The 26,824-nt window shown below is 60.4% G+C and carries 28 protein-coding genes; 14 read left to right on the top strand and 14 right to left on the bottom strand.

What is annotated here, in order from left to right; all coding sequences use genetic code 11:
- The first annotated feature begins 86 nt into the window (after nt 1–86).
- Entirely contained in the window at nt 87–1,256 is a 1,170-nt protein-coding gene (locus HH303_RS07465) for a trans-sulfuration enzyme family protein (RefSeq protein WP_169624602.1), read from the top strand.
- On the opposite strand, the gene HH303_RS07460 is transcribed toward HH303_RS07465, so the two are convergent.
- The gene (locus HH303_RS07460; protein ID WP_169624601.1) at nt 1,253–1,723 is read right to left on the bottom strand and encodes an Lrp/AsnC family transcriptional regulator; all 471 of its coding nucleotides are present in this window, start codon (nt 1,721–1,723) and stop codon (nt 1,253–1,255) included. The genes HH303_RS07465 and HH303_RS07460 overlap by 4 nt on opposite strands.
- 117 nt (nt 1,724–1,840) lie before the next feature.
- Here HH303_RS07460 and rocF point away from each other — a divergent pair, with 117 nt between their 5' ends.
- From rocF to HH303_RS20265, 4 genes are all read left to right on the top strand, one after another.
- Nucleotides 1,841–2,800: an arginase gene (gene rocF / locus HH303_RS07455; protein ID WP_169624600.1), complete on the top strand. Its 960-nt coding sequence runs from the start codon at nt 1,841–1,843 to the stop codon at nt 2,798–2,800.
- A 15-nt stretch (nt 2,801–2,815) separates the two neighbouring features.
- Nucleotides 2,816–4,021, top strand: a complete 1,206-nt coding sequence (gene rocD, locus HH303_RS07450; RefSeq protein ID WP_169624599.1) for an ornithine--oxo-acid transaminase — start codon at nt 2,816–2,818, stop codon at nt 4,019–4,021.
- A gap of 132 nt (nt 4,022–4,153) precedes the next feature.
- Nucleotides 4,154–4,744, top strand: coding sequence for a D-sedoheptulose-7-phosphate isomerase (locus HH303_RS07445; RefSeq protein ID WP_169624598.1), 591 nt, complete (start codon nt 4,154–4,156; stop codon nt 4,742–4,744).
- Between the two features lie 257 nt (nt 4,745–5,001).
- The gene (locus HH303_RS20265; protein WP_169624597.1) at nt 5,002–6,312 is read left to right on the top strand and encodes a sensor histidine kinase; all 1,311 of its coding nucleotides are present in this window, start codon (nt 5,002–5,004) and stop codon (nt 6,310–6,312) included.
- 88 nt (nt 6,313–6,400) lie between these two features.
- Here the strand turns inward: HH303_RS20265 and HH303_RS07435 are convergent, their stop codons facing one another.
- The 5 genes from HH303_RS07435 to HH303_RS07415 all read right to left on the bottom strand — a co-directional run bounded on the left by HH303_RS07435 (nt 6,401) and on the right by HH303_RS07415 (nt 11,655).
- Nucleotides 6,401–8,263, bottom strand: coding sequence for a ribonucleoside-diphosphate reductase subunit alpha (locus HH303_RS07435; RefSeq protein WP_169625081.1), 1,863 nt, complete (start codon nt 8,261–8,263; stop codon nt 6,401–6,403).
- Nucleotides 8,264–8,849: 586 nt separating this feature from the next.
- Entirely contained in the window at nt 8,850–9,974 is a 1,125-nt protein-coding gene (locus HH303_RS07430) for an AI-2E family transporter (protein ID WP_169624596.1), read from the bottom strand.
- 60 nt (nt 9,975–10,034) lie between these two features.
- Nucleotides 10,035–10,367, bottom strand: a complete 333-nt coding sequence (locus HH303_RS07425; protein ID WP_169624595.1) for a GcrA family cell cycle regulator — start codon at nt 10,365–10,367, stop codon at nt 10,035–10,037.
- 425 nt (nt 10,368–10,792) lie between these two features.
- On the bottom strand, nt 10,793–11,134 hold the full coding sequence (locus tag HH303_RS07420) for a DUF2794 domain-containing protein (RefSeq protein ID WP_169624594.1): 342 nt from the start codon (nt 11,132–11,134) through the stop codon (nt 10,793–10,795).
- A 158-nt stretch (nt 11,135–11,292) separates the two neighbouring features.
- Nucleotides 11,293–11,655, bottom strand: coding sequence for a hypothetical protein (locus HH303_RS07415; protein ID WP_169624593.1), 363 nt, complete (start codon nt 11,653–11,655; stop codon nt 11,293–11,295).
- 270 nt (nt 11,656–11,925) lie between these two features.
- On the opposite strand from HH303_RS07415, the gene HH303_RS07410 reads away from it, so the two are divergent.
- The 6 genes from HH303_RS07410 (at nt 11,926) to HH303_RS07385 (ending at nt 16,900) form a co-directional block, all read left to right on the top strand.
- Complete coding sequence (locus HH303_RS07410) at nt 11,926–12,576, top strand: tetratricopeptide repeat protein (protein WP_169624592.1); 651 nt, start codon at nt 11,926–11,928, stop codon at nt 12,574–12,576.
- A 77-nt stretch (nt 12,577–12,653) separates the two neighbouring features.
- A complete protein-coding gene (locus HH303_RS07405) occupies nt 12,654–13,985 on the top strand; it encodes an outer membrane protein assembly factor BamB family protein (protein WP_169624591.1) in 1,332 nt (443 codons plus the stop codon).
- A 76-nt stretch (nt 13,986–14,061) separates the two neighbouring features.
- Nucleotides 14,062–15,471, top strand: coding sequence for a ribosome biogenesis GTPase Der (gene der / locus HH303_RS07400; protein WP_169624590.1), 1,410 nt, complete (start codon nt 14,062–14,064; stop codon nt 15,469–15,471).
- A gap of 26 nt (nt 15,472–15,497) precedes the next feature.
- Nucleotides 15,498–15,905: a hypothetical protein gene (locus HH303_RS07395; RefSeq protein ID WP_169624589.1), complete on the top strand. Its 408-nt coding sequence runs from the start codon at nt 15,498–15,500 to the stop codon at nt 15,903–15,905.
- Between the two features lie 96 nt (nt 15,906–16,001).
- Nucleotides 16,002–16,370: an ArsR/SmtB family transcription factor gene (locus HH303_RS07390; RefSeq protein WP_169624588.1), complete on the top strand. Its 369-nt coding sequence runs from the start codon at nt 16,002–16,004 to the stop codon at nt 16,368–16,370.
- Nucleotides 16,367–16,900, top strand: coding sequence for an SRPBCC family protein (locus tag HH303_RS07385; protein ID WP_169624587.1), 534 nt, complete (start codon nt 16,367–16,369; stop codon nt 16,898–16,900). Before HH303_RS07390 ends, HH303_RS07385 begins: the two co-directional genes overlap by 4 nt.
- A gap of 6 nt (nt 16,901–16,906) precedes the next feature.
- Here HH303_RS07385 and HH303_RS07380 read toward each other — a convergent pair whose 3' ends face one another.
- From HH303_RS07380 to radA, 4 genes are read right to left on the bottom strand one after another with little or no spacing between them, the layout of a single operon-like run.
- Nucleotides 16,907–17,593, bottom strand: coding sequence for an SDR family NAD(P)-dependent oxidoreductase (locus HH303_RS07380; protein WP_169624586.1), 687 nt, complete (start codon nt 17,591–17,593; stop codon nt 16,907–16,909).
- Nucleotides 17,594–17,604: 11 nt separating this feature from the next.
- Nucleotides 17,605–19,128 (bottom strand): amidophosphoribosyltransferase, encoded by a 1,524-nt coding sequence (gene purF, locus HH303_RS07375; RefSeq protein WP_227421669.1) that lies wholly within the window; start codon nt 19,126–19,128, stop codon nt 17,605–17,607.
- Between the two features lie 11 nt (nt 19,129–19,139).
- On the bottom strand, nt 19,140–19,835 hold the full coding sequence (locus HH303_RS07370) for a CvpA family protein (protein ID WP_169624584.1): 696 nt from the start codon (nt 19,833–19,835) through the stop codon (nt 19,140–19,142).
- Between the two features lie 33 nt (nt 19,836–19,868).
- Nucleotides 19,869–21,290, bottom strand: coding sequence for a DNA repair protein RadA (gene radA, locus HH303_RS07365; protein ID WP_169624583.1), 1,422 nt, complete (start codon nt 21,288–21,290; stop codon nt 19,869–19,871).
- Nucleotides 21,291–21,499: 209 nt separating this feature from the next.
- Between radA and HH303_RS07360 the strand changes: the two genes are divergently transcribed.
- On the top strand, nt 21,500–22,231 hold the full coding sequence (locus HH303_RS07360; protein ID WP_169624582.1) for an Hpt domain-containing protein: 732 nt from the start codon (nt 21,500–21,502) through the stop codon (nt 22,229–22,231).
- Here HH303_RS07360 and HH303_RS07355 read toward each other — a convergent pair.
- Complete coding sequence (locus HH303_RS07355; protein ID WP_169624581.1) at nt 22,228–22,668, bottom strand: glyoxalase superfamily protein; 441 nt, start codon at nt 22,666–22,668, stop codon at nt 22,228–22,230. The genes HH303_RS07360 and HH303_RS07355 overlap by 4 nt on opposite strands.
- 306 nt (nt 22,669–22,974) lie before the next feature.
- Here HH303_RS07355 and HH303_RS07350 point away from each other — a divergent pair, with 306 nt between their 5' ends.
- Together HH303_RS07350 and HH303_RS07345 are read left to right on the top strand one after the other, a co-directional pair.
- Nucleotides 22,975–23,616: a LysE family translocator gene (locus HH303_RS07350; RefSeq protein ID WP_169624580.1), complete on the top strand. Its 642-nt coding sequence runs from the start codon at nt 22,975–22,977 to the stop codon at nt 23,614–23,616.
- Nucleotides 23,617–23,619: 3 nt separating this feature from the next.
- Nucleotides 23,620–23,949 carry a putative quinol monooxygenase gene (locus tag HH303_RS07345; protein ID WP_169624579.1) on the top strand — a complete coding sequence of 110 codons (330 nt, stop codon included), beginning with the start codon at nt 23,620–23,622 and terminating at the stop codon, nt 23,947–23,949.
- A 63-nt stretch (nt 23,950–24,012) separates the two neighbouring features.
- Here the strand turns inward: HH303_RS07345 and HH303_RS07340 are convergent, their stop codons facing one another.
- Genes HH303_RS07340 through alr form a run of 3 tightly spaced genes read right to left on the bottom strand, consistent with a single transcriptional unit; the run spans nt 24,013 to nt 26,680 of the window.
- Complete coding sequence (locus HH303_RS07340; RefSeq protein WP_169624578.1) at nt 24,013–24,795, bottom strand: ABC transporter ATP-binding protein; 783 nt, start codon at nt 24,793–24,795, stop codon at nt 24,013–24,015.
- Nucleotides 24,792–25,565, bottom strand: coding sequence for an MlaE family ABC transporter permease (locus tag HH303_RS07335; protein WP_169624577.1), 774 nt, complete (start codon nt 25,563–25,565; stop codon nt 24,792–24,794). The genes HH303_RS07340 and HH303_RS07335 overlap by 4 nt, the downstream gene beginning before the upstream one ends.
- Nucleotides 25,562–26,680, bottom strand: coding sequence for an alanine racemase (gene alr, locus HH303_RS07330; RefSeq protein ID WP_169624576.1), 1,119 nt, complete (start codon nt 26,678–26,680; stop codon nt 25,562–25,564). The genes HH303_RS07335 and alr overlap by 4 nt, the downstream gene beginning before the upstream one ends.
- Nucleotides 26,681–26,824 lie beyond the last annotated feature (144 nt).

The following is a 26,824-nucleotide window of genomic DNA, read 5'->3' as shown; positions in this document are numbered from 1 at the left end:
GTCCTTTCACTTGTCATTCCTTATTGCCGGGATCAGTTTCTCCTCCCAGGATTGCCAGAACAAGGTTATTGAAGGAGGGGATGCCCATGACCGGCTCTCGACGCTCGAATTCGGAAGGGGAAAAGCTGGATCCCCGGACCCTGGCGGCCCAGGCATTGGGGCGCGAGGACGAATCGACAGGTGCCGTCGTTCCGCCGATCCACTTTTCCACGACCTTCACCCGGCGCGACGATTACGGACCGCGCGATCACGTTTATATCCGTCCGGATTCGCCGAATGCCGAACATGCCGAAGACGTGCTCGCCACCCTGGAAGACGCCGTCGGCGCGATGAGCTTCGGGTCCGGCATGGCGGCCTGCACGGCGGCGTTCCATGCGCTGGAAAGCGGTGATCACGTCGTTTGCGGCAAGACCGTTTATCATGGCGTGAAGGCCTGGCTGGAACGCTTCGGTCCCGCACGCGGTTTGACCTTTACCTTTGTGCCGAATGACGATCTGACGGCGCTGAAATCCGCGATGCAGCCCGGCAAGACCAAGCTTGTCTGGATTGAAACCCCCGCGAATCCGCTATGGACCGTGACGGATATCGCGGCGGCGGCGGAAATCGCCCATGCCGCCGGGGCGCAACTGGCTGTCGATTCGACCTGCGCGACGCCGGTCCTGACCAAGCCGCTGACGCTGGGGGCCGATCTCGTCGTTCATGCGGCGACCAAATATCTGGGCGGGCATTCCGACGTTCTGGCCGGTATGGTCGCCGCACGGGAAGACACACCATTGTGGCGGCGCATTCGGGAACATCGGACCTTCGCCGGGCCGGTTCTGGGCGCGATGGAGGCATTCCTGCTGACCCGCGGTATGCGCACCTTGTTCGTGCGCGTCGAACGGCAATGCCAATCCGCGATGAAGGTCGCGGAGTTCCTGGCCGGACACCCCAAGGTCGATCGCGTCCGCTATCCCGGGCTGCCGGGCGATCCGGGCCATGCGGTCGCGTCGAAACAGATGCTGGGCGGCTTCGGCGGCATGTTGTCCTTTCAACCGGCGGGTGACCGGGACAGCGCGATCCGTCTGGTCCTGGCCTGCCGCGTGCTGAAACCCGCCACCTCGCTGGGCGGCGTGGAAAGCCTGATCGAACATCGCAAGACATCGGAAGGCGACATCGTCACGGAAACGCCGGACAATTTGATCCGGATTTCCGTCGGTATCGAGGCGGTGGACGACCTGATCCAGGATCTGGATCGGGCTTTGGCGGCGGTTTAAAGCAGTTTCTCCAGCGGGAAGCCGTCGAAATCTTTCGTTCTGTCCAGCACGACATGGCTGGAGATACGGACCTTTACCACCCCATCCTCGATCTGCTTTTCGCTGATTTCGTGGTAATCTGCGACGCTGCGGCAGACGAACCAGAGCATATAGTCGAAATCGCCGCTGACCTTGAAGCATTGGACGATTTCGGGGATCGCGTCGACTTGCGCTTCGAAGGCGCGATAGTCCGCATGATCCGCCGCGTCCAGGCTGACCGTCGTCAGCACCATGACATTGGGGCACAGGCGGTCGAGATCGACATCGGCGCGGAACGGACCGATTAGGCCCTCCCGTTCCAGCCGACGAAACCGTTGCAGGCAGGGGCTGGGGGACAGCCCGACCGTATCCGAAAGGGCCTGATTGGTGATCCGCCCATCACGGTGCACGGCGGTGACGATCTTTAGATCGGTCCGGTCTAGGCTCATGGTTTGGGTACCTTTTGTGTGCAGCAGAATCTGCTGAAGAAAGCCCCTAGAAAAATGGGAAATTTCGGGCGTTCTCTGGCATATTCTCGGAAATCCGGGAAGGAAGATTAAAGAAGCATGGATAATCTGGCAAAAGAATCTGTCGTCAGGAAACCCAGTCTGGCGCTGATCGGGGCGCCGACGGATATCGGGGCGGGTCATCGCGGCGGGTCCATGGGGCCGGAGGCGCTGCGTGTCGCCGGATTGAAGCAGGCGTTGGAACGCCTGGGCTACTCGGTCGAGGATCGCGGCAATCTGAACGGACCGGTCAATCCGGACCAGCCGCCGGTCGACGGTTACCGTCACCTGCCTGAGGTCGTCGAATGGTGTACTTCCGTCCGGGACGGGGTGCGGGGCATCCTGGAGGACGACAAGTTCCCGATTCTGTTGGGCGGCGATCACTGCCTCGCCATCGGATCGCTGGCCGGTCTGGCGCAATATTGTGCGGCGCGGGGAGAGGCCTATTCCGTCCTCTGGCTGGACGCGCATGCGGATTACAACACGGCAGAGGTCTCGCCGTCCGGCAATATCCACGGCATGCCGTTGGCGGTCGCGACGGGACACGGCCCGAAAGGTCTGGTCGATCTGGGGCCTGCCACGCCCTTTTTGGACCCGGAACGCGTGGTTCAGATCGGTATTCGCTCCGTCGATGCGGTCGAAAAGCGCTTGGTCGTGTCCTCCGGCATGGAAGTGCACGACATGCGCCGCATCGACGAAAACGGCATGCGCCATACGATGGAAGAGGCGCTGTATCTGCTGAAAGGTCTGGGCGGGCACGTTCATGTCAGCTTCGACGTGGATTTCCTGGACCCGTCCATCGCGCCCGGCGTGGGGACGACGGTTCCCGGCGGCCCGACATACCGGGAGGCGCAGCTCTGTATGGAAATGATCCATGACAGCGGGTTGATGCGGTCTCTCGACCTGATGGAATTGAACCCGGCCTACGACATTCGCAACGCGACGGCCGACCTGACCGTCGATTTGGTCGAAAGCCTGTTTGGCCAACAGATTCTCAGCCGCCACGACGCGGCGCTTTGACAGAAAGTGACCCTCATGAACGCGATCCCCACCGACTTCATCTCCGTCGAACACGAACTCGGCGCGCATAACTACAAGCCGCTGGACGTCGTCCTGTCGAAAGGGGAAGGCGTTCACGTCTGGGATGTCGACGGGAACAAATATCTGGATTGCCTGTCCGCCTATTCGGCCGTCAATCAGGGGCATTGCCATCCGCGCATCCTGAAGGCGATGGTGGAACAGGCGTCGCGCCTGCCGCTGACGTCGCGGGCCTTCCGCAACGATCAACTGGCGCCGTTTTACGAAGAAATCTGCGCACTGACGAATTCCCACAAGGTGCTGCCGATGAACAGCGGCGCGGAGGCCGTGGAAAGCGCGATCAAATGCGTGCGCAAATGGGGCTACGAGGTGAAGGGCGTCCCGGCGGACAAGGCGGAAATCATCGTCTGTTCCGACAATTTCCATGGCCGCACGCTGACCATCGTCGGTTTCTCCACGGACCCGGAGGCACGCCGGAATTTCGGCCCCTTCGCACCGGGCTTCAAGGTCGTGCCCTTCGGCGATGCGCAAGCGCTGGAAGACGCGATTACCCCGAATACGGTCGGCTTCCTGGTCGAACCGATCCAGGGGGAGGCCGGTGTCGTGATCCCGCCGGAAGGCTATCTGCGCGCCGCGCGGGACATCTGCACGCGCAACAACGTCGTTCTGATCCTGGATGAAATTCAAACCGGCCTGGGGCGGACCGGGAAACTTTTGGCTGAAGAACACGAGGGCATTGAGGCCGACTTGACCCTGGTCGGGAAGGCGCTTTCCGGCGGGTTCTATCCGATTTCGGCTGTGCTCTCGAATTCGGAGGTTCTGGGCGTTCTGCAACCGGGGCAGCATGGCAGCACATTCGGTGGCAACCCGCTGGCCTGCGCGATTGCGCGGGAAGCGATGAAGGTTCTGGTTGAGGAAGGCATGATCGAAAATTCCGCCGACCAGGGCGCGTATTTCAAGCAGGGCCTGGAATCGATCCGGAACAACGCGATCAAGGAGGTCCGCGGGCGCGGCCTGATGCTCGCGGTGGAGTTCCACCCGGAAGCGGGCGGGGCACGCCAATATTGCCAGAGCCTGAAGGAAAAGGGCCTGCTGGCCAAGGAAACGCATGAGCATACGATTCGCTTCGCGCCGCCGTTGATCATCACCCGCGATCAGGTCGATTGGGCGCTGGAACGGATAGAACAGGTCCTGGTGCGCTAACCGCCGTTTCGGGGTGTATGGTTTGCTCGGAACGCACCGGATTTCGGTCGATCGCACGTCCGTATATGGGCCAGATTGTGTCTATCCATTAGGCGCTTGTACGGCTTGTGGCGTCGGCGTAGTCTGCGCGCCATGACGCTTCCGGTTACTTATTTCGACGATGAATTTTCCGAACATGCTGCGGTCCTCGAAAGGACCCGTACCGCATGTCGTGACGATATTGAAAAAATGCGCCGCGCTTGGGCCGACTGCATTCGGCGCGGTGGTAAGATCCTTTTCTTTGGGAACGGCGGCAGCGCCGGCGACGCGCAACACCTGGCGACGGAACTGACCGTTCGCTATTGCCGCAGCCGCAAGCCCATTGCGGCGATCGCCCTGACGACGGATACATCAACCCTGACCGCCGCGGGCAACGATCTCGGTTTTGAACATCTTTTTTCCCGTCAGATTGAAGCGCTTGGTCGGGAAGGCGATATTGCCTTCGGTATTACGACCTCAGGGAAAAGCCCAAATGTGACCCGTGCGCTTGAAACGGCTCGGAATAACGGCCTTGTCGCGGCGGCGTTGACCGGTCGGGACGGCGGCGATCTTAAAGGGCTTGCGAATCCTATGATCGTCGTTCCTTCCGAAACCACGGCCCGAATTCAGGAGATGCACATCCTGATCGGGCAAATGCTGTGCGGGGCGTTGGAAATCGATCTGGGTTTGGTGCCGTCCCCTTAACATAACAATCTGCTGCTTATCGCCTCGGCGGTGTCCTTGCACTATGAAATACTCGTTTTGCGATTATTATTTCAGATGGTTCAAATGTACGTTTTTTAGAAAATAGACTCCGTTCCCGGACATTGGACTGCTACGCTAGGTTTCGTATCTATCTGGGACAGCCCGCCGGAAGCACGTGGTTAATGACGACTGACCCCCAAGACACGACAGATTTTGGACCGGGTTCCATTCGGAACCTGGATCAGGAAAATCTTGAAGTGAGGGTACAATACAAACTGAGACAATCGTTGCATGGGTCGTCGCTTCCGGCAGTGGCGAATGTCGCGGTGGCCGGATTCGTGGCGATATCGGTTTGGGGCGTCTTTCCCGCGCCGGTTATCCTGGCATGGTTGGCGGCAATGGGGGGGGCGACGATCGTCAGGCGCCTCGCAGCCCGATATTTTATTGCCCCGGAGGAGCCTGGCGACAACAGGCTGTGTGACATTCTGCTTCGGGGCAGTGTCCTGTTCAGCGGTATCCTGTGGTGCAGTCTTGGGTTGTCGACGGTATCCGGGCTGGTTCCGCAGGATCAGTTGATGGTCATCGGTCTCGCGACGTGCGGCATGCTCGCGGGGGCAGTGTTTACGCTTACCAGCGATATCGTCGCCTTTCGGCTTTATTCGATTCCGGTCGGGATCGGCGCGATTTCGGGGTTCCTTCTTTACGACCCGCCGGAATATTGGGCCGTCGCGGGCATGGGCTGCGTGTATTTTATCGTCGTTTGGGCATGGGGGCATGTTACGGCGAAGTCCCGATTGGCGGAAACACGGTTGGGCTATGAAAAGCAGGCCCTGGCGGAACGTCTGGAACAGGCCAGGAATGACGCGCTGCTGGCCGAAAAGCTGAAATCCGACAGCTTTGCGATGCTGGGACACGACCTGCGCGCTCCACTGAATGCGATCACCGGCTTTTCGGAGTCGATCGAGGCTGAAATCTGGGGCCCGCTTGGGGACCCGCGCTACAAGGACTATGCGGCGACGATCTCGCGCAGCGCCCGGTACCTGAATGAACTGGCCGGCAGTATTCTGGATATCAGCCGCAGCGATGCGGGATTTGAGCGGATGGACAGTCGGCGGGTAGACCTGCGCGCGGTCGCCGACAGTTGTATCGATATCCTTGGTGGGCTGGCTGTTGAGAAGGAGATCGATCTGCGCATTGAAACGCTTGGGGCCGGCGCTTGGATTCTAGGCGACGAGACCAAGCTGAAACAGATCATGATCAATTTGATCGCGAACGCCCTGCGGTTCACACCGAATGGCGGGAAAGTCCGGGTTATTCTTGGGGAATTGGGTGACGGCACCGTCGGTTTCAAAGTGATCGATACCGGCGCGGGGATTTCCAGCGACCGTATGGCGACGGTGTTCGATCCCTTTGTATCCGGAAAGCAGGTGCCGGATGGCGGTGAACGGGGCAACGGTCTGGGGCTCAGCATTTCCAAGCGCCTGATCGAGTTGCACGGCGGTACTATTTCCATCAACAGCCAAGTCGGTGAGGGAACAACGGTGAAGGCCGCCTTTCCGAAACGCTGAATGTATCGCCGCGAATCCTGTCGCCAAGTAGAAAAAGAAAACCCCGCGGCTGGCGCGGGGTTTCTGTTTGGATTGGTAGGCCTGAGCGTTACTGGCAGCTCAGGCATTCCTCATAGTCAGGCTGAACCGCCTTCGGCAGGTCGCCGGAATTGACGCGCCCGGCAAAGGGGACCGTGACGGAACCGGAGGCGGAAATCCGAACGGTGCTGTCCGCTTCCGCGCGTTGGATCGACTTGGACCTGCAGTAATACAGGCTCTTCACGCCCTGTTTCCAGGCGCGGAAGTGCAACTGGTGCAGGTCACGCTTGTGGATATCGGCCGGCAGGAAGACGTTCAGCGACTGCGCCTGGCAGATGAAGGGGGTGCGGTCGCCGGCATGGTCGATCAGCCAGCGCTGGTCGATTTCGAACGCCGTCTTGAAGACATCTTTTTCTTCCTGGGAGAGGAAGTCTAGATGTTGAACCGATCCCTCGTTGACGGAGATCGAGGACCACGTGTCGTCGTTATCCTGGCCTTTTTCCGCCAGCAACGCCTTCAGGTGCCGGTTCCGGACGGTGAACGAACCGCTCAACGTCTTATGGGTGAAGCTGTTGGCCGCGATCGGTTCGATTCCGGGCGACGTACCGCCGCAGATGATGGAAATGGATGCCGTCGGCGCAATCGCCATCTTGTTGGAAAAGCGTTCCATGATGCCGAATTCGGCGGCGTCCGGGCAGGCGCCGCGCTCTTCCGCCAAATCGCGGGAGGCCTTATCGGCCTGGGCACGGATGTGCTTGAACATGCGCGTGTTCCATACCTTCGCCATGACCCCTTCCATCGGAATCATCATGGCTTGCAGGAAGGAATGGAAACCCATCGTACCGAGGCCGACGGAGCGTTCGCGCATGGCCGAATATCGCGCGCGGGCGAAATCGTCCGGCGCGTTGTCGATGAAGTCCTGCAGTACATTGTCCAGGAAACGCATGACGTCGGGCACGAAGCCTTCGTTCTTTTCCCATTCCAGATATTTTTCCAGATTGAGGGAGGACAGGCAGCAGACCGCCGTACGCTGCTCTCCGTGATGGTCGATGCCGGTCGGCAGCGTGATTTCGGAGCACAGGTTGGACGTCTTTACCGTCAGACCGGCGAGCTTCTGATGTTCCGGGAGGTTCCGGTTCACATGATCGCCGTAGAGGATGTAGGGTTCGCCGGTTTCGATACGCGCCGTCAGGATGCGGATCCACAGGTCGCGGGCGCGGACCTTGCGGATCGTCGCCCGGTCTTTCGGCGAAACCAGTTTCCATTCTTCGTCGTTTTCCACCGCGCGCATGAAATCGTCGGTGATGACGATCCCGTGGTGCAGGTTCAACGCCTTGCGGTTCGGATCACCGCCGGTCGGTCGGCGGATTTCGATGAACTCCTCGACTTCCGGGTGCCAGATCGGCAGATAGACCGCCGCCGAGCCACGCCGCAGGGACCCCTGGCTGATCGCCAGGGTGAGCGAATCCATGACGCGAATGAAGGGCACGACGCCGGATGTCTTGCCGTTCCCGCCGACCGTTTCGCCGATGGAACGCAGGTTGCCCCAATAGCTGCCGATCCCGCCGCCACGCGCCGCCAGCCAGACATTCTCGTTCCACAGACCGACAATGCCTTCCAGGCTGTCGTTGCTTTCGTTCAGGAAGCAGCTGATCGGCAGACCGCGCTTCGTCCCGCCATTGGACAGAACCGGCGTCGCGGGCATGAACCAAAGCTTGGAGATATAGTCATAGAGGCGCTGGGCATGGGCGGAGTCGTCGGCGTAATGCATTGCCACGCGCGCAAACATGTCCTGGTAGCTTTCGCCCGGCATCAGATAACGGTCGGTCAGCGTCGCCTTGCCGAATTCCGTCAACAGCGCGTCGCGGCTTCGGTCGACATGGACGCGGATGCCATGGTCGTTCTGTTTGAGGTCGCGTAGCTCCGCGTCCATCTCCGCCTCTTCGGCAACGGCGTCCTCAGCCGTCGCGGCGCGATTGACCTTGGCGTCGTCCAGCCATTTGGCGGCGGCTTCGCGGGCAATTTCCTTTTGGCGCAGATTGTCTTCTTGCGCTGTGTTCATGGTTCCGTCCGGCACTGTCTACTTACCCCCATGTCTCAGCGTCGCCTGTATGCCTTCGGATCGTTCGCGATCTCGTCATGGCATATCGACCCGGCGATCGTCTCTTCGTCACGCCCCTCGAATTTCGCCCCAGTTTCGGGGTTGTCCCGGGGTTATCCACATCTGGGATTTCCAAACCGCCCGGCGCCCGTTTGGCGCCATGCCGGGGGAAGTCCCGTGTCCCGCTGTCAGCATCCGCATGCGAATGTCTGTATCCCCGTTATCCACAGGCTGGGGATCGAATGTTCACGGTACATTTTCATGTACACCCACTAGATATCGATCACCATCGCTGCGAAGCACAAGATATAGCGAAGCTGGAGTCGCTGTCAAAAGTAAAAAATGGCTTTGGGGAAGACGAATCGGCCTGTTTTTACTTGACTTCGCTAGGGGCCGCAGGGGGCCTCGGCGTCACGGCCTATTGCTTGTCCGATGTCTCTTCCGATCCGTCGATATTGCCTGTCGCGGACAGCAGTACGGCAATCGGACGGGTTGCCTCGAACCCGGCACAGACGATCATCGCGATCACCATGAAGGGCATGGACAGGACCATGCCGGCCACGCCCCATATCTGTCCGAAAACAGCCAGAGACAGTAGGATAACCAGGGGGCTGAGGTTCAAGGACCGGCCCATCAGGCGCGGTTCGATCACATTGCCGACGGCCAGTTGGACGCTGGCCAGAACGACCGTCGTGATGATGAAGGGAATCGGCGTACCGAACTGAACCAGGGTCAGAACGGCCGGAAAGGCGACCCCGACGAGGGAGCCGATATAGGGAATGAAATTCAGTATGAAAATCAGCACAGCCCAGAACGCGGCGAAGTCGACACCGACCAGCGACATGACGATATAGGACAGGGTCCCGGTGATCGCGCTGACGAAGGTCTTCAGGCCGATATATTTCTGAATGTCGTTCGAAATCCGCGCGATCATCTCCTTTGCGCGGCGGCTGTCTTCCGAGTTTTTGAACAAGGCATCGACCTTGCGGCCGAAGGTCACCTGTTCCAGCAGGATGAAGACGATATAGAAGATCACCGTCATCGTATTGCCGGTTACCGACGCCAAGGCGGATACCATGCTGCCCAGCGTGTTGCGCATGTCGATCTGGTTGGCGAGGTCGCGAATGCTGGGCAATTCCTGCGCGCCGACCAGGGCCAGGATGCGGTCCAGATAGCCTTTGAAATTTTCTTCATAGCCGGGCAGAGCGGCGCTGACCGCGGCGATATTGCTGCGGATCAGGTTGGCAAGCGCGACAAAGGCTAGGATCAGGATAAGAACCGCGATCGTCATGCCGACCCATCCGGGAAGCGAATGTCCGCCGATCTTGATGCGGCAGATTCTCTCGCTCAACGAATCCAGCAGGATGACGAAGAAGACAGCGATGGCGAAGGGCAGAAGGATCGCTTCCGCGATTACCATCAGATAGATGAATAGAGCGGTCAGCGCGAAACCGGCGAAGACGGTGACGACCCTAAGGTTGCCACTCCGCCGGGCGGCGGCGCCGCGCGTGTCGGAAGACCCTGCACCATTCGTATCGGACATGGGGCGTTTCCTCCATCAACCGCGTCGGCGCGCCGTCGGTGTCGAACCGAATGGTTCGGCTTAGGCGGCGTTATCGTCTTTCCGACGATAGGCGACGTTGCAGTGGGATTCGCAGTAGGGCTTACCCGGCACCGCATTCTTGCCGCAGAAGTGGAACTCGTCCGTGCCGGGATGACCGATCGGCCATTGGCAATGCCGTTCGACCACATGGGGGATCGGCAGCGGCGTGTGGCGCTTCACCTGCGTCGGCCGGGACGACAGGCCGAGACGATGGGCCTTGCCGATGACGGCGTTGCGGGTGACCCCGCCGAGTTTCTCGGCAATCTGCCGAGCCGTGTATCCGTTGGTCCACATTCCCTTGAGTAGGGCGACCCGCTCATCCGTCCAGTCCATTGCCGACCTCTTCCTGCTCTTTCCCCGCAGCCGGTTCGGTCCGGCAGAGTCGGGGGTTGGTCTCGTCCCGCACTTCGGTTTGGATGCAGTTCCCCTGTTGCCGGAAGAGGGACCCCCAGCTGAAAATCAATACATCTTGTGGCCGAAGCTCTCGAAGGCACAATATACGCGGTAAAATCGAGTCTCAAGCCCAAATCTCGATTCGCCGCGAATTGGCTGTGAAAATCTGCGATTCCGGGGGGCGGTCAAGCGCCGATTCTCATTCCGAGTCGCCGTCCGGGAATCGCGGGGGCGGTATCAGGCAGAGGAATCCGCCGTGAATCCGGGCGAATCGGCAAGGCAGCGGCCCACAACATCTTGTGTGCGCAGTTTATCTAAATTTTTTGGATTTTGACCGCCCAGACGGGAGAATGAGGGCGGTGAAATCAGGAATCGATCAAGCTCAACTTCTTTTCGAAGACCTTGAGCGCGTCGCCGAGGTCGCGGCAGCGTTTCAGTTCCTGACCGCGCGACCGTACGATGAATTCGTTGTGCTTGCCGTTGCGTCGCTTCATGACCGCGAAGACAGGCGATTCATGCGTGTGTCGGAAAATTGAGAAGATCGCGACGGGACCGTTGAAGTCGATGGCGTAATCCCGCCATTCCCCGGTAGCGACGTGTCGCGAATAGATGTCTAGAAGTCGGCGCAACTCCGCCTGATCGAAATAGGTCCGCTTTTTGCCGGCGCCTTTGCGGCGGTATTCCGACAAATCGATCAGTTGCGTCATTGGCCCCTTTCCGATCCAGTATGTCCGGCTTGGGCGCGCCTGCATAAGCAATGGCAAGCGCGTCTGAGCAGGTTTCGTTGTTTGAAGCCTACCCCGATGCGCTGCGCCACGGAAGTGTCAAATTGCCCTATACCGAACGAGAAGTTCCGGCTCAGCGCTCAGTTTACTTCAGGCTGGTCGTAACCATAGGGATCGGGGGACCGGAAACAGTCGATTTTGCCGAGGGTCCGGTAACAATAGACCGGGGCCTCGATAACTTCTTCCTGCGGCGGACGGCACAGCGGGCCCTTGTCACGGCTTTTGCGGATTGTGTCGCAATCCTGTCCCGTTACGGCGCTGGCCAGGATATCGCCGGGGGTTTTGTCTTCGTTGATCACGACGGCGGCGCTCGCCATCAGAACGGTCGCCGGGGTCACAAGGTCGCTGGAACACCCGGTCAGAAGCGCGATTCCAGCGACGATCGACACAAGGCGTGCCTTCGTCAGAACGACGTTCCTGTATCTTTCCATGGGGCGACGCATGGTTCCTCCTAAACAACCGCGAAGTCTGCTTTGAGCGACAAGCAATTACCGGGCCAAATGGAAGCCGCCGATGACGGCATTGCAGGGGCGGCGGCACTGGCCTAGAAAGTCGGTCCGGTGCCGTGAATTTGCCGATTCTATCTCTATCCATGGGGTGGATTGTGCGAATGACATGGATTTCGCCGGTCGTCTCCCCTAAATAGGGGCGGTTGGCTGGATCGTTACGAACCGGTGACAAGCGTTCGGGTCAAAAAATCAGAGTGGGAAGCCGTGGCCGATATTTTCAACGAAATCGATGAAGAACTGCGCCGGGACAAAGCCCAGGCCTGGTGGAAGCAGTACGGTAAGTTCGTCATTGCGGCCTGCGCGATCGTGATCGCCGGGACGGCCGGGTACACTTGGTATCAGGAAAGCCGCACGGCGGAATTGCGCGATCTGGCGGACCGCTACGGTCAGGCCCAGACGGAGATCGCCGCCGGCAACGACGCGCAGGCGATCGCCGCCCTCAATTCGCTGGCCGAGGATGCGCATGGCAACGGGATTGCCATGGTCGCCGCGTTCCGGGCAGCGGGTCTGTTGGGCGAACAGGGGGATCACGCTGGCGCCGCTGCAGCCTATGAGGCACTGGCGGCCGATAGCGACCTGGAAAACATCTATCGCAATCTCGCATCCGTCATGGCGGTGCTGCAGGCATCCCTGGCCGGGGAGGATCCGAAGGTGCTGCTCGACCGGCTGGCCCCGCAAACGGAAGAAGAGGCGGCCTGGCGCTTCACTGCGCGTATGATCGCGGCCTCGCTTGCTGTTGGGGCCGGGGATATGGACGCTGCGGCGGATTACCTGAAGGCCGTTGCCGACGATGCCGACGCGCCGACCAGCGCCCGTGGGCAGGCTGCGGAAATGCTTCAGGCCCTGGGCGAATAACCCGGTGAGGCAGCCGGAACGGTTTGGCGGTTAACGGAACACGCGCACGCCCGTCAACGGGCGGCCGGAGGGTGGTAATGACGATACGCAATCGGGTCGGACAGATCGGGCTGTTGGCCGTGGCGGCGATCTTGGTCGTCGGATGCGACCTCTTCAAAGAGGAGAAGAAGCCGCTGCCGGGAACGCGCGTCGCCGTCATGGTCACGGAAACCGATGCGACCCCTGATCCGCGCCTGTCCGACCTGCGCGTGAAATTGCCCGCGCCCTATGTGAACGAGTCCTGGCCGCAGGCCGGTGGATACCCAGACCACGCGATGCATCACCTTTCCGCTGGGAACGGCGATGTGTTGAAGGTTGCGTGGCGCGCGAATATCGGCAGTGGCGGAGGGGAAGATCGACGTCTCCTATCCGGCCCGGTCGTGGCGGAAGGCAAGGTCTTCACCATGGATACCGATTTCGAGGTTCGCGCCTTCGATGAGAAGACGGGAAAGCTGATTTGGACCTTCGAAGCGGAGGTGCCGGACGAGGACGATGAAGCCTTTGGCGGCGGGATCGCCTATGCCGACCGGATGATCTTCATGACGACCGGCTATGCCCGCGTTCTGGCGATCAGCGCGGAAAACGGCAAGTTGCTTTGGGAAAAGCCGGCGGCGGGTCCGATCCGCGCGGCACCGGCTATCGGCGAGGGCAAGGTTCTGGCGATTTCCATCGACAACCGGGTCTCCGCCTATGACGAAGTGACGGGGGAACTGCTGTGGTTCCACGCCGGATTCGCGGAGACGGCAGGGCTCCTTGGCGGCGCGAGCGCGGCGATCACGGACCGCACTGCCGTTGTTCCTTATTCGTCGGGGGAACTGTTTTCACTGCGTCTGTCGACGGGTCGCGTGAACTGGTCCGATAGCCTGGTATCCGTGCGACGGGTCGATGCTTTGGCATCCTTGGCCGATATCCGGGCGCGTCCGGTGATCGATCGCGGCGTCGTTTACGCGCTCAGCCACGGGGGCCGGATGGTCGCCTTTGACGAAGCCTCCGGCGCGCGTGTTTGGGACCGTCGCATCGGCGGCATTCAGACGCCCTGGGTCGCGGGCGACTTCATCTATGTCGTCACCTTGGATCAGACGATCCTGTGCCTGACCCGTCGCGGCGGTCGTGTGCGCTGGGCAACGCCGTTGCCGAATTTCGAAGATGTCGAAGATCTGGAAGATCCGATCAGCTGGGCTGGGCCGATCCTGGTTTCGGATCGGCTTTTGATCGGTAATACGCTTGGGGAACTGTGGTCCGTGTCGCCTTATGACGGGAAACCCATCGGGCGGATCGATCTGGGCGACCCCATTCGTATCCCGCCGATCGTCGCTGACGGCTATGTTTACGTCCAGACCGAGGCCGGGACGCTGTTCGCCCTGCATTGAGGTTCCGTGCCCCGCGTGCTACACGCCGCGCTTTCCGGCGATTGCGCCGGGACGGAATTTGAAAGGTTCACGCCAAATGGCCATCGTTGCCATCGTCGGACGTCCGAATGTCGGCAAGTCCACCCTTTTCAATCGTTTGGTTGGGAAACGCCTGGCAATCGTCGACGACACGCCGGGCGTCACCCGTGACCGGCGCGAGGGCGAAGGGCGGATTGCGGATATGAAGTTCCGCGTCCTGGATACGGCGGGGTTCGAAGACGCCTATGACGACAGTCTTGAAGCCCGCATGCGCCGTCAGACCGAACGTGCCATTCAGGAAGCGGATGTCGCGCTGCTGCTGATCGACGCGCGTGCCGGGGTAACGCCGCTGGACGAGAAATTCGCGGCCTTGCTGCGTAAGGGCAATACGCCGGTCCTGCTGCTGGCGAATAAATGCGAAGGCAAGGCGGGCCAGCCCGGCCTGTTGGAAGCCTATTCCCTCGGCTACGGCGATCCCATTCCGTTTTCCGCGGAGCACGGGGAAGGCCTGTCGGAGCTTTACGACGCGCTGGAGCCGTTTATTCCCGACGATCCGAAAGAGATCGGCTCGGCGGAAGCGATCCTGCCGGAAATCGATATCGACCTGACCGACGAAGATGCGGAAGTCGAGGCGCCGGAGGCCGGGACCCCGGAGCGCCCGTTGCAGCTTGCCATCGTCGGTCGTCCGAATGTCGGCAAGTCCACGCTGATCAACCGCTATCTGGGCGAAGACCGGTTGTTGACCGGGCCGGAGGCAGGCATCACGCGCGATTCCATCGCCGTCGATTGGGAATGGAAAGGCAAGAGGGTTCGGCTGATCGATACGGCGGGTCTGCGCAAACGTGCCCGCGTGTCGGAAAAGGTGGAGAAACTGTCTGCCGCCGATACACGCCGCGCCGTGGATTTCGCGGAAGTGGTCGTGCTGTTGCTCGACGCGCAGGAATTGCTGGAAAAGCAGGACCTGACCATTGCGCGCCAGGTGATCGATGAAGGCCGCGCGCTGATCATCGCCGCCAACAAATGGGATGCGGTCGAAGACAAACAGGAAACCCTGACGAAACTGCGTGAACGGTTGCAGATTTCGCTGACCCAGCTGAAAGGTGTCCCGGTCGTGACCCTGTCGGCGAAGGAAGGGAGAAACCTGGACAAGTTGCTGTCGGAGGCTTTCCGCATCCACAAACTTTGGAACAAGCGCATTTCGACGGCGAAGCTGAACGGCTGGCTTCAGGGCATGGTCGCCGCGCATGCCCCGCCGCTGTCCAAGGGACGCCGGATCAAACTGCGCTACGTGACCCAGGCGAAGACGCGCCCGCCGACTTTTGCGTTGTTCGCGTCTCAGGCGGAAAGCCTACCGGAATCCTATATCCGATATCTGGTCAATGGCCTGCGGGAAGATTTCGGACTGGAAGGCGTGCCGTTGCGCCTGCATGTTCGCCAAGGTAAAAATCCGTACCAGCCGAAGCGTTAATCCAGCCGCAAGGTCAGGAAAGCCCGATGTCGTTCCGCACTGCCGTTTCCATCCTGTTATTGGCCTTAGGCCTTGCCGCGTGTGATTCCGTGGCCGGGGTCAGCATGTTCACCCCGAAATCGACGGCCTATGACGGTGTATGGGTCGGTCAGCTGACCGTCGGATTGAAGACGGACAAATGTTATGTTTCTCGAGGCGGCGTGCGCCTTCGTATTGTTGGCGGGCGTTTGAACGGCGTCGTGCGCTTTCAGGAGGGCGAGGGCGATATTTCCGGCGTGTTGGATGACAAGGGAGTCGTCCAACTGGTGAAGGTGAACAATTCCTACGACGGCACGGATGTCGCACTGGAAGGCCAATTCGGTGAATCCACGGCCTCCGGTACGTGGAACAATGGTTTCTGCACAGGGGATTGGGAACTTAAGAAAGCGCGCTGACGCCCGGTTTCCATTTACATTCAATTGCCTATGTGTTTTTAGATGTTATTCAACAAATTGGTTGAATAAAATTTTGATGCTGTTATATTCAACAACATGGTTGAATATAACGCTCATCAATTGGATACGGTCTTCCACGCCCTAGGGGATGCGACACGGCGCAGGATGCTTCGTGACCTCTCCGCCGGAGAAAGAACCGTCAGTCAACTCGCCGAACCGTTCGCAATGTCTCTTGCCGCGGCGTCCAAGCATATCAAGACCTTGGAGAACGCGGGACTGATCCGTCGCGAGGTGAGGGGGCGCACCCATATGTGCCGTCTTGCCGCGTCGCCGCTCGCCTCGGCGCATGAGTGGCTGGCGTTCTACCGGAAATACTGGACGGAGCGTCTTGATGGTCTGGAGGCCTTGTTGCGGGCCGAAGATGGCGAAGAAGCGAAAAAAACCGACAAAGGAGATGATCGATGACGGATGTTACAGAAGCCGGTTCCCCTTGCGTAATGGACGATCCGACGACGTTGAGAATCGAACGTCTTTTGCCGGGTCCGTTAGATCGGGCCTGGCGCTACCTTACGGTCAGCGATCTGCGTCGGCAGTGGCTGGCGTCGGGCGAGATGACGCTGGAGGAAGGGGCCTCGTTCGAACTGGTCTGGCGGAATGAAGAATTGTCCGATCCGCCCGGGACACGCCCGGAAGGGTTTCCGGAAGAACACCGGATGACTTGCCGGATTGTCGAGGTCGATGCACCCCGGAAGCTCGTCTTTACGTGGGGTGAAAAGGCGGAAGTGATGTTCCAGTTGGAAGAGCGAGGCGATGATGTCTTGTTCACGGTCATTCACAGCCGCGTCACGGACCGCGCCATTCTGCTGAATGTCAGTGCCGGATGGCATGCCCATTTGGATGTGTTGGTCGCGCGGGCGAACGGCCGTAAACCGGAATCTTTCTGGGATCGCTGGTTGTCCCTGAAATCCGACTATGAGCGCCGTTTGAACGCCTAAACCGCGTCAGTGCAGCGCGACTGCGGCGGCATCCACGAAGCGATCGGTGATGGACGGATCTTCCGGGTCGGGGTTGGTGGTGGCTTCCTCGCCCGGATAGGCCGCTTCCCGCAGTTTGGTCGCCATGGGGCCCGGATCGATCAGATGTACGTCGACCGTCGATTTCTGCAGTTCCAGGGCATAGCACCGCACGAGGCTTTCCAGCCCCGCCTTGCTGGCGGCATAGACGCCCCAGAAAGCCTTCGGCATCGATCCCGCCGCGCAGGTCGTGAAAATCGCCCGACCCGCCGGGGACAGGCGCAGCAGCGGGTCATAGGCCCGGATGAGGCGCTGGTTGGCGGTCAGGTTCAGGAACATCGTCCGGTCCCAGGTCTTCTGATCCAGGTGATGAACCGGGGACAAAACGCCCAACTGCGCGGCAGCCGATACCAGAACGTCCAGCCTGCCGAAACGTTGATGGATGGATGCCGCCATCATGTCGATCTTTTCCGCCTCGAACAGGTCGAGGGGGGCGAGGGTCGCCGTGCCGCCCGCCGATTTGATGGCGTCGTCGACTTCTTCCAACCCGCCGACGGTGCGCGCGGTCAGGATCACATGCGCGCCTTCCGCGGCGAACCGTTTCGCCACCGCCGCGCCCAAACCGCGGCTAGCCCCGGTCACCAGGGCCAGACGGCCTTCCAATCGTTTGCTCATGGGATAAGTCCTCACCCGACCTTTTGTTCGCGCAGCAGCGACAGCTTGGCGGCGCCATTGCCGTCGCTTTCCGCCACATCGGTGAGTGTGATCGGGTAATCGCCGGAGAAACAGGCATCGCAATAAGCAGGCTTCGCGGAGTCGCGGCCCGGTAGCCCCATGGCCCGGTACAGGCCGTCCATGGAAATGAAGGTCAGCGTGTCGCAGCCGATCGCCGCGCGCATCTCCTCCAGGCTCATGCGGGCCGCCATCAACTGGCTGCGTTCCGGCGTATCGACCCCGTAGAAACAGCTATGCGTCGTCGGCGGGCTGGAAATGCACATATGCACCTCCGTCGCACCGGCGGCGCGGATCATTTCCACGATCTTGCGGGACGTGGTGCCGCGCACGATGGAATCGTCCACCAGGACGACCCGTTTGCCCTCGATCACCGCGCGATTGGCGTTGTGCTTCAGCTTCACGCCCAGGTGACGGATTTCGTCCGTCGGTTCGATGAAGGTCCGCCCGACATAGTGGTTGCGGATGATGCCGTATTGGAAGGGGATACCGCTTTCCTCGGCATAGCCGATGGCGCTGGGGACGCCGGAATCCGGGATCGGCACGACGACGTCGGCGGGGACGGGATTTTCCCGCGCCAATTCGCGCCCGATCGCCTTGCGTGCGTCATAGACGGAATGGCCCTCGACGATGCTGTCCGGGCGGGAGAAGTAGATATATTCGAAGATGCAGAAACGTTCTTCCTGCTTTTCGAAGGGAAATTCGCTGTGCAGACCGGTATCGTCGATGACGATCATTTCGCCCGGCTTCACGTCGCGGATTTTCTCCGCGCCGATAATGTCCAGACCGCAGGTTTCCGACGACAGGATATAGGCGGAGGTTCCTTTGGCCGGGTCTGCCAGTTTCCCCAGGACCAGCGGCCGGACGCCGCGCGGATCGCGCACGCCGATCAGCTTCTTACGGCTCAAACAGACCAGGGAATACGCGCCTTCGACACGGCGTAGGGCGGCGATCAGACGATCGGTCAGACTGCCTTTCGCATGCGCCATCAAATGGATCAGGGTTTCCGTATCCGTCGTCGATTGGAAGATCGACCCGTGTTTGACCAGTTCCTTGCGCAGATGGAGCGCATTGGTCAGGTTGCCGTTATGGGCGACGGCCAGACCGCCGAATTCGAAATCGGCGAACAGCGGCTGGATATTACGCACCATCGGCGCGCCGGTCGTGGAATAGCGGTTGTGGCCGATGGCGGCGTGACCGACCAGTTTCTCGACAATGCCGCGATCCTTGTCGAAGACGTCGCCGACATGGCCAAGTTCGCGATGGGCGTGGAAATCCGTGCCGTCGTAACAGACGATCCCAGTTGCTTCCTGACCGCGATGCTGTAGCGCGTGAAGGCCCAGCGCGGTGTGTTTCGCCGCGTCATCGGTACCCAGAATACCGAAGACGGCGCATTCCTCGTGCAGCTTGTCATCGTCGAACGGATCCGTTCCGAAATCGATATCGCTGACCGGAGTGTCGCCGCTGGATACAGTCATCATTCGGAATCCTACTGATTGTTCGAACTGTCGATTACGTGCTGCAGACTGTCATTGGCCGATGGACTGTAGCCTGTTCCGCTCGATCCGTCGCTATTGCCGTTTTCGGCACCGGAATTGCCGGACGGCGTGACGGGCGGTTGCATCAGTTTTTGGACCTCTTCCACCGTGTTGACGGTCTGCCGGCCCCTTTCGAGCTTATCCAGGACGTAGCCGCCGATATCCGGCGGCAGCGTTTCCAGGATCGTGACGCCGCCGACGCGAACCAACTCGTAAGAGCGACTCGTCCGGACGGTGTCCGGCAATGCCTTTTCCTCGAAAATCAGGACGGAGGCAAGCAGAATGCCGCAGCACAGCAAATAGCCCGTTCCGACGCCGGCGACAAAGCCCAACGCCCGGTTGATCGATCCCAGCGGACTTTCTTTTGTAACGTGCGACAGAACGGAACTGAGGATCATCAGAAGCACCAGGGTTCCGGCAAAAACCCCGGCCCCCGCCGCGATATCGGCGAAGAGTTCCTGCTGGATATGTTGGCGGGCAAAGGCCTGCGCATGGGGATAGCCCAGGACAGTGACGACCATGGCCCCGATCCAGGCGCCGATGCCGGTCACAAGGCCGACGAAACCCCAGAAGGCCCCTAAAATTCCGAACAGGCCGATACCGGCCAGAACCACGATGTCGGTGGTTGTGAAAGGCAAATTCTCCATCAGTCCCTCTATCGCCTGTCTGCGGCTATCGGGTTAACGGCGCGCATCTGCGTCGAGTATTCGGATCGGCCCTTCGGCCTCTGCTTCTAGGTGCCGGATCAGGGCACCTACATCGCCCACGGCAGTGACCGTGACGTCGCCCTGGGCCTTGCCTTCCTTGGCGCTGCGCGGTTTCGGCGCCAGCGCGCGGTCGAAGCCCAGTTTCCCGGCTTCCTTCAATCGGGCGTCCGGCCGTCCGACGGCGCGGATTTCGCCGGACAGGCCGACCTCGCCGAAGACGACGGTTCCGCGCGGGACCGGCACGCCGGTCAGCGACGACACGATGGCCGCCGCCACGGCAAGATCCGCAGCGGGTTCCGCAATGCGAAGACCGCCTGCGACGTTGAGATATACGTCCCGGCCGGATAAATCCAGCCCACCGCGCGCCTCCAGCACCGCCAGCAACATGGCAAGGCGGTTTCCGTCCCAGCCCACGACCGCTCTGCGCGGCGTCCCGTAGGCGGACGGCGCGACCAAGGCCTGGATTTCGACCAGCATCGGGCGGGATCCTTCGATGCCCGCGAAGACGGCGGCCCCCGCGACGCCGTCCTGACGATCGGCCAGGAACAGGGCGGACGGGTTCAAAACCTGTTCCAACCCGCGTTCTGTCATATCGAAAACGCCGATTTCGTCGGTCGGGCCGAATCGGTTCTTCACCCCGCGCAGGATGCGGAAGGGATGACCGCGTTCCCCTTCGAAATACAGGACCGTATCGACCATGTGTTCCAGGACGCGCGGTCCGGCGATCGCGCCTTCTTTCGTGACATGACCGACCAACAGGACGGCGATGCCCCGGCGCTTGGCGACACGGATCAGTTCCTGAGCGGATGCCCGAACTTGTCCCACCGTGCCCGGTGCGGAATCCAGCAGGTCGACATACATGGTCTGGATGGAGTCGATCACCGCGACTTTCGGTCCGTCCGGCCTGTCCAGGGAGGCGAGAATATCACGTACCGAGGTGGCGGAGGCGAGGGCGACCTGCGCTTCCGTCACGCCCAGACGGGTGGCGCGCATGCGGATCTGGTCGATTGCTTCCTCGCCGGAGATATAGGCGACCGGTGCCTGACGGCTCAACGCCGCGGCGGCCTGGAGGAGGAGGGTGGATTTCCCGATGCCGGGATCGCCGCCGATCAGCGTCGCGGAGCCGTCAACCAAACCGCCGCCGAGCACCCGGTCCAACTCGCCGATCCCGGATGTCAGACGCGGCCGGGCCTCGCTTTCGCCTTTAAGGGAAACGAAGTCCAACGCCTTACCGGACGCCCCGCCGCCGGATCGCTTGCCGCCGCCGATCGGGGTCGATTCCACGACTTCCTCGGTGATCGAATTCCATTCCTCGCAGGCCTCGCACTTCCCCGCCCAGCGCGGAAATACAGCGCCGCAGGATTGGCAGACATAGCGTTTGGAGGACTTGGCCATAACACTTCCATACTGTGGTGCCGCGCGGAATCCGAGCGTACCACACACCAACCGCGATTCGTCCGGTGACGGAACCGAAATCACTGAAATGGTGGTTATTTATCTATTTGTTAACTTTTCTCTGTGCACGTGATTGCGGTTATTTTCGAACCTTCTAGGAACCAATCATGTCAGAAGACTCCTTCTATCAACAGCTCCAGACGGAGTTCTTGGATTCCATCGAAGACAGTTCGAGCCAAATTGAAGATGTTATCGACAAGGCACTGCGCGGCCTAGAAGACAAAAAGAGCGCTTTAAAAGCCATTCGACGCGAAGCGCACTCCCTTAAAGGCACGGGCGGGTCGTATGGTTACCCGATGATCAGCTCGATCTCTCATCGCCTGGAAGACTTCCTCGCGGATGAAAAAGAACTGTCCGCCGAAGTCTCGCACGAAATCGGCGTGTTTCTGGACAGAATTCGCGAAATCGCCCGCCATGGCAAAGAGCCGAGCGGTGAAGAGGCGACCAAGCTGCTGCGGGCCCTTCCGTCGCGCCGCCCGCCACCCGATATCAGCGTGAATGTCGTCGATGTCGAGGTTTTGTTGGGCGTGCCATCGACCGTGACGGCCAAGATTGTCCGTGACATTCTGCAGAACTGCGGATTTCGCGTTGTGCAAGCCACGCGGCTGCTGGATTGCTTTACGGTAACGTACCGCTCGAAGCCGAACGCCGTGATCTTTTCCCAAACACTGGATGAACTCAGCGGTGCGGATCTGGCCCGTGCGCTGGGCGCCATGACCGCCACCGAAAGCATTCCGGCGGCGGTCCTGACCAGCTTCAAACTCGATCACACAGCGCTGAAGTCGCTGCCGGACAGTGTTTCGATCATCCGGTTGGGCAAAGAGCATTTCGACGCCGACATGGGCAATTTCCTGTCCCGGATCGACATCAAGACATCCTAAAGCGACAAGGCGACCTGCGGCCGACCGTTCGACGTCTTTTCCGGGCTTCTGCCGTTTCGGTCCACGGTGCAGCTGACCCGTTTGCGGAAATTTGAGAAACTGTCGAAGGTGACCACGTCGATCGGTTCCTCGAAATCGAGGGTAAGCCGGTAGAGGCTCCCGCCGGCCTGACTTTGCAGGCCGATGACTTCCCCGATAAACGGCTGGCCCAGATAGGTGCCTTCCACGATCTGCCCGACGGTGAAGGGCGGCGGTGGCGGGGCGTTGCCGGTCCGTGCGTGCAGGGTATTCCAATCGCGAAAGCCGTATTGGCGGGCGATCAATTCCAGGGCTTGCCCGTGCGACACGGGATTGCCGGATGCCTCCAATTCGGTGCGGAGGCGTTTCGCCTGCGCCTTCAAGGCATCAAGCGACGGTAATGGGGATGGTGAGGTCATGCCTCGTCCTCCTTGCATGTCGTCATGCGTCTTTCGAATGGGGCCCGCATTGCCATTCTCCGCATGCCTGATAGCAGGGGGAGGATGTCGATATTTCTCAGGAAGGATTCACCAAAGGCATTCACGCCCGCGGACGGCAGGGACCTTCACCCGACGGCGCTGATAGCGCGCGGGTGGGGCGACTGTCAATCGCGGTGACGGCCGCTTCGGCATGACAATCCTGCTTGCATGACTAAGAATATTGGAACATATTAAAAACAATTTCAGATTATAAAGTGAACATGAATAGAAGAGGAGGCGAGTGCGGTGCAGGAAATCTCAACCCACCTTCCCGGAATTCTGCTGGCTTATTCGGCATTCCTTGTAGCGGTCGCGAGCCCGGGTCCGAACATTCTTGCCGTTATCGGGACTTCCATGGGCGTCAGCCGCGAGTCCGGCATGGCTCTGGCGGCAGGCGTCGCCACCGGTTCGTTTACCTGGGCGTTGCTCACGGTCTTCGGACTGTCCGCCATCTTGGCCGCCTATGCCTCGGCACTGTTTGCGATCAAGATATTCGGCGGCCTCTACCTTCTTTGGCTGGCCTATAAAGCGTTTAAATCCGCCTCATCCAGGCACGATATCGAGGCCAAGGAACTCGCGGGCGGTCGCCGGACAGCGTTAGGCTATTTTAAACGAGGCTACTTGATTCAGATGACCAATCCAAAGGCCGCGTTGGCATGGATCGCGATCATCTCGCTTGGTTTGAAAGCGGGGGCGCCATACTGGGTCGCGGCAAGCATCGTTCTGGGAACGTTTGCGCTATCGATAAGTATCCATCTGATCTACGCGGTTGCCTTCTCGACCCCGTTCATGATGCGCCATTACAGTAACGCACGACGGCTGATCCAAGGAGTCCTGGGGACATTCTTTGCGTTTGCCGGCTTACGTCTGCTGTTGAGCAGGAACTGACCCATGCCAGCATATGCAGATCCAACAGCGGCAAATCTCAACAACGGATTCGTGGTCGCGATCAATATCGTCGCGAAAGACGGCGAGGCGGAGGCGGTTGCGGAAATACTGGAAAACTTGATCGAGCCGACAATGGCGGAGGAGGGCGTGAAGTTCTTTATGCCCTACCGCTCGCCGTCCGATCCGAACGCATTTTTCATCTACGAACTCTATATCGATGAGGCCGGTTGGGACGCCCATAACAATTCGTCTCATTTCAAGAGCGCCATTGAAGAGCTGCTTCCCAGAGTGGCCGCGCGCGAGCGCGTGCCCTTCGTGCCGTTCGTGACCTGATACGGCAATGGCCTCTGCGCCTGCCCCTTACGGGAATAAGGGCGGCGGTCCAACCGGCGCGGACTAGAGCTTCAGCAGTTCCATCTGGATCGGGCCGTCGGCGGATCCATGGATGAATTGATCGACATAGTCGTTGCCGGAATTGTCTATCTGGCCGACCGGGCCGTGCCAGATGACCTTGCCTTGATACAGCATGGCCATGCGGTCGGCGATGCGCCGGGCGCTGGGCATGTCATGGGTGATGGAAATCGCGGTCGCGCCGACTTCCTTCACGCATTTGACGATCAGATTGTCGATGACATGGCCCATGATCGGATCCAAGCCCGTCGTCGGTTCGTCAAAGAAGATGATATCCGGGTCACCCGCAATGGCACGGGCCAGTCCGACGCGTTTGCGCATGCCGCCTGACAGATCCGCCGGTGACATCTTGCCGACATCCGCGCCCAGCCCGACCTGTGCCAGTTTTTCGATCGCGATGTCGTGGGCCAGTTTGCGCTTCATGCGTTTGCCCTGGATCAGACCGAAGGCGACGTTTTCCCAAACCGGCAGGCTGTCGAACAGGGCCGCGTTCTGGAACAGCATGCCGATCTTGGCATTCACCTCTTCCCGGTCCGCGTTGGACAGATGGACCGTCGGCTGCCCGTCGATTTCGATTTCACCTTGTTCCGGGGACAGCAGCCCCAGAATGCATTTCAGCATCACCGATTTGCCGGTCCCGGATCCGCCGATGATGACGACCGATTCTTGCGGCATGACGTCGAGGGAGAAGCCGCGCAAAATCTGCTTCGGCCCGAAACTTTTGTGAACGTCTTTCAGACGGATTTTCGGGGTCTTGCTGTCGGTCATGTGGCGAAGAACAGTTCGGTGATCAGATAGTTGGCGATCAGGATCAGGATGGAGGCGCTGACCACGGCATTGGTTGTCGCCGCGCCGACACCCTGCGCGCCGCCCCGGCTGTGGAAACCATGATAGCAGCCCATCAGCGCAACCAGGAACCCGAAGACCGCCGCCTTGACGAGGCCGGATACGATGTCCTGTGCCTCAACGAAATTCCAGGAATTGATCAGATAGACCTGCTCGTTGAAGCCCAGCTTGTAGACACTGACCAGATAGCCACCGAATACCCCCAGGATGTCGCCGATCAGGACCAGCAGCGGCAGCATCGTCACCCCGGCGATCAGGCGCGGGGCGATCAGGTATTTCATCGGATTGGTGGACAGGGTTTCCAACGCGTCGATCTGTTCCGTCACCCGCATTGTGCCCAATTCCGCCGCCATGGCCGCGCCGATGCGGCCCGCGATCATGAGACCGGCCAGAACCGGCGACAATTCCCGCGTGATCGATAGGACGACGACGGACGGGATCGCGCCTTCGGCGGCGAACCGGGAAAAGCCGGTATAGGACTGCAAGGCCAGAACCATACCCGCGAACAGCGTCGTCATCGCGACCACGGGCAGCGAGTAATAGCCGATATCGATCATCTGCCGTCCGATCAGACGGGGATAGATCGGCGGCCGCACACAGTGCTGTATCCCGACGAGTGCGAAGGTCGTCAGACGCCCGGTTGCCGCCAGAAAACCGAGGCTGGCCGCGCCGAGTGCGCGTAGCGGGTTCACGCGACGCCCCCGACATAGCTGCGGGCATAGCGTGCGCCCAAGGAGGTGAGAATTTCGTACCCGATGGTGCCCGCCTTGTCGGCGACGGCATCGACATCCTGGTTCGGACCGATCAGCGTGACGGTATCGCCAGCCTGCGCCGTCGGGACGGCGGTGACGTCCAGCGTCACGAGATCCATGGAGACGCGACCGACCAACGGCACTTCGATATCCCCCAACCAGGCACTTGCAGAATTGCTGAGAGACCGGAGGAATCCATCCGCGTATCCAACCGCGATCGTTGCAATCCGCGTCGGCCCCTCGGCCCGATGGCTGGCACCGTATCCGACGCTCTCTGGGGCGTCAATCTGACGAACCTGCAGGATGCGAGACTGTAAGGTGACGACCGGTTTCATCGGGTTCGGGGCGGTCGTGTTCGGGCGAACGCCGTAAAGACAGACCCCGGGCCGGACCCAGTCGAAATGCCAGTCGGACCCCAGGAATATCGCGCTGGATGCCGCCAGCATCGCGCCTTCCGTCGCCTTGGGCAGGCGGTTGACGGCATCGGCGAAGCGTTGTTGCTGTTCGCGGTTCATCGGATGGGCCGGATCGTCGGCGCAGGCCATATGCGACATCACGAAACGCAAATCGATTCCCTGCAACCGATCCGGATTGTCGATCAGATCGGCGGTTTCGGTCCGGTCCAATCCGGTACGGCTCATGCCCGTGTCGATATGCAGCAAGGCGGGCAGGGGGATGCTGTTGGCGCGACAGAAGGCGGCCCAGCGGTCGATCTGCCCCGGATCGCAGAGGGATGGCCACAGGCGGTGCTCCAGGAATACTTCTTCCTGACCCGGCAGCAGCCCGTTCAACACACCGATGCGAATATCGGATTTGTCCAGGACCTGCCGCAGGGCGATCCCTTCATCCAGATGCGCGACATAGAAGGTCTTGCAGCCCCCCGCCGCCAAACTGCGCGCCACGGGGGAGAGACCAAGACCGTATCCGTTCGCCTTCACCACGGCGGCGGACCGTCCATGGCCGGTGCGGCTACACAGGAATTGCCAGTTTTGTACGATCGCGTCCAGATCGATGGTCAGCGTTGTCGGACTGTGCGGAAAACCGGCTTGGGACATGAAAACACTCTTCTGCAACGGGACTGAACGGAAACCTTTCTGGCCACGCGTTCCCGAAAGAGCAAGTGTCCCGAAAGGGATAGGGTACCCGCGAGCGCGGTGACGGCCTATACTCGCCTATAGTTTCGCGGCGCATGCTGCATT

The sequence above is a fragment of the Pacificispira spongiicola genome (assembly GCF_012926505.1).
GTDB classification, from domain to species: Bacteria; Pseudomonadota; Alphaproteobacteria; order UBA8366; family Aestuariispiraceae; genus Pacificispira; species Pacificispira spongiicola.
This window is presented reverse-complemented; position numbering and strand designations above follow the sequence as displayed.

What these genes read in the sequence shown, in the direction of transcription:
- HH303_RS07465 (WP_169624602.1), top strand. Translation starts at nt 87, where the DNA reads ATGACCGGCTCTCGACGCTCGAATTCGGAAGGGGAAAAGCTGGATCCC.
- HH303_RS07460 (WP_169624601.1), bottom strand. Translation starts at nt 1,723, where the DNA reads ATGAGCCTAGACCGGACCGATCTAAAGATCGTCACCGCCGTGCACCGT.
- rocF (WP_169624600.1), top strand. Translation starts at nt 1,841, where the DNA reads ATGGATAATCTGGCAAAAGAATCTGTCGTCAGGAAACCCAGTCTGGCG.
- rocD (WP_169624599.1), top strand. Translation starts at nt 2,816, where the DNA reads ATGAACGCGATCCCCACCGACTTCATCTCCGTCGAACACGAACTCGGC.
- HH303_RS07445 (WP_169624598.1), top strand. Translation starts at nt 4,154, where the DNA reads ATGACGCTTCCGGTTACTTATTTCGACGATGAATTTTCCGAACATGCT.
- HH303_RS07435 (WP_169625081.1), bottom strand. Translation starts at nt 8,263, where the DNA reads ATGGACGCGGAGCTACGCGACCTCAAACAGAACGACCATGGCATCCGC.
- HH303_RS07430 (WP_169624596.1), bottom strand. Translation starts at nt 9,974, where the DNA reads ATGTCCGATACGAATGGTGCAGGGTCTTCCGACACGCGCGGCGCCGCC.
- HH303_RS07425 (WP_169624595.1), bottom strand. Translation starts at nt 10,367, where the DNA reads ATGGACTGGACGGATGAGCGGGTCGCCCTACTCAAGGGAATGTGGACC.
- HH303_RS07420 (WP_169624594.1), bottom strand. Translation starts at nt 11,134, where the DNA reads ATGACGCAACTGATCGATTTGTCGGAATACCGCCGCAAAGGCGCCGGC.
- HH303_RS07415 (WP_169624593.1), bottom strand. Translation starts at nt 11,655, where the DNA reads ATGCGTCGCCCCATGGAAAGATACAGGAACGTCGTTCTGACGAAGGCA.
- HH303_RS07405 (WP_169624591.1), top strand. Translation starts at nt 12,654, where the DNA reads ATGACGATACGCAATCGGGTCGGACAGATCGGGCTGTTGGCCGTGGCG.
- der (WP_169624590.1), top strand. Translation starts at nt 14,062, where the DNA reads ATGGCCATCGTTGCCATCGTCGGACGTCCGAATGTCGGCAAGTCCACC.
- HH303_RS07395 (WP_169624589.1), top strand. Translation starts at nt 15,498, where the DNA reads ATGTCGTTCCGCACTGCCGTTTCCATCCTGTTATTGGCCTTAGGCCTT.
- HH303_RS07390 (WP_169624588.1), top strand. Translation starts at nt 16,002, where the DNA reads ATGGTTGAATATAACGCTCATCAATTGGATACGGTCTTCCACGCCCTA.
- HH303_RS07385 (WP_169624587.1), top strand. Translation starts at nt 16,367, where the DNA reads ATGACGGATGTTACAGAAGCCGGTTCCCCTTGCGTAATGGACGATCCG.
- HH303_RS07380 (WP_169624586.1), bottom strand. Translation starts at nt 17,593, where the DNA reads ATGAGCAAACGATTGGAAGGCCGTCTGGCCCTGGTGACCGGGGCTAGC.
- purF (WP_227421669.1), bottom strand. Translation starts at nt 19,128, where the DNA reads ATGACTGTATCCAGCGGCGACACTCCGGTCAGCGATATCGATTTCGGA.
- HH303_RS07370 (WP_169624584.1), bottom strand. Translation starts at nt 19,835, where the DNA reads ATGGAGAATTTGCCTTTCACAACCACCGACATCGTGGTTCTGGCCGGT.
- radA (WP_169624583.1), bottom strand. Translation starts at nt 21,290, where the DNA reads ATGGCCAAGTCCTCCAAACGCTATGTCTGCCAATCCTGCGGCGCTGTA.
- HH303_RS07355 (WP_169624581.1), bottom strand. Translation starts at nt 22,668, where the DNA reads ATGACCTCACCATCCCCATTACCGTCGCTTGATGCCTTGAAGGCGCAG.
- HH303_RS07345 (WP_169624579.1), top strand. Translation starts at nt 23,620, where the DNA reads ATGCCAGCATATGCAGATCCAACAGCGGCAAATCTCAACAACGGATTC.
- HH303_RS07340 (WP_169624578.1), bottom strand. Translation starts at nt 24,795, where the DNA reads ATGACCGACAGCAAGACCCCGAAAATCCGTCTGAAAGACGTTCACAAA.
- alr (WP_169624576.1), bottom strand. Translation starts at nt 26,680, where the DNA reads ATGTCCCAAGCCGGTTTTCCGCACAGTCCGACAACGCTGACCATCGAT.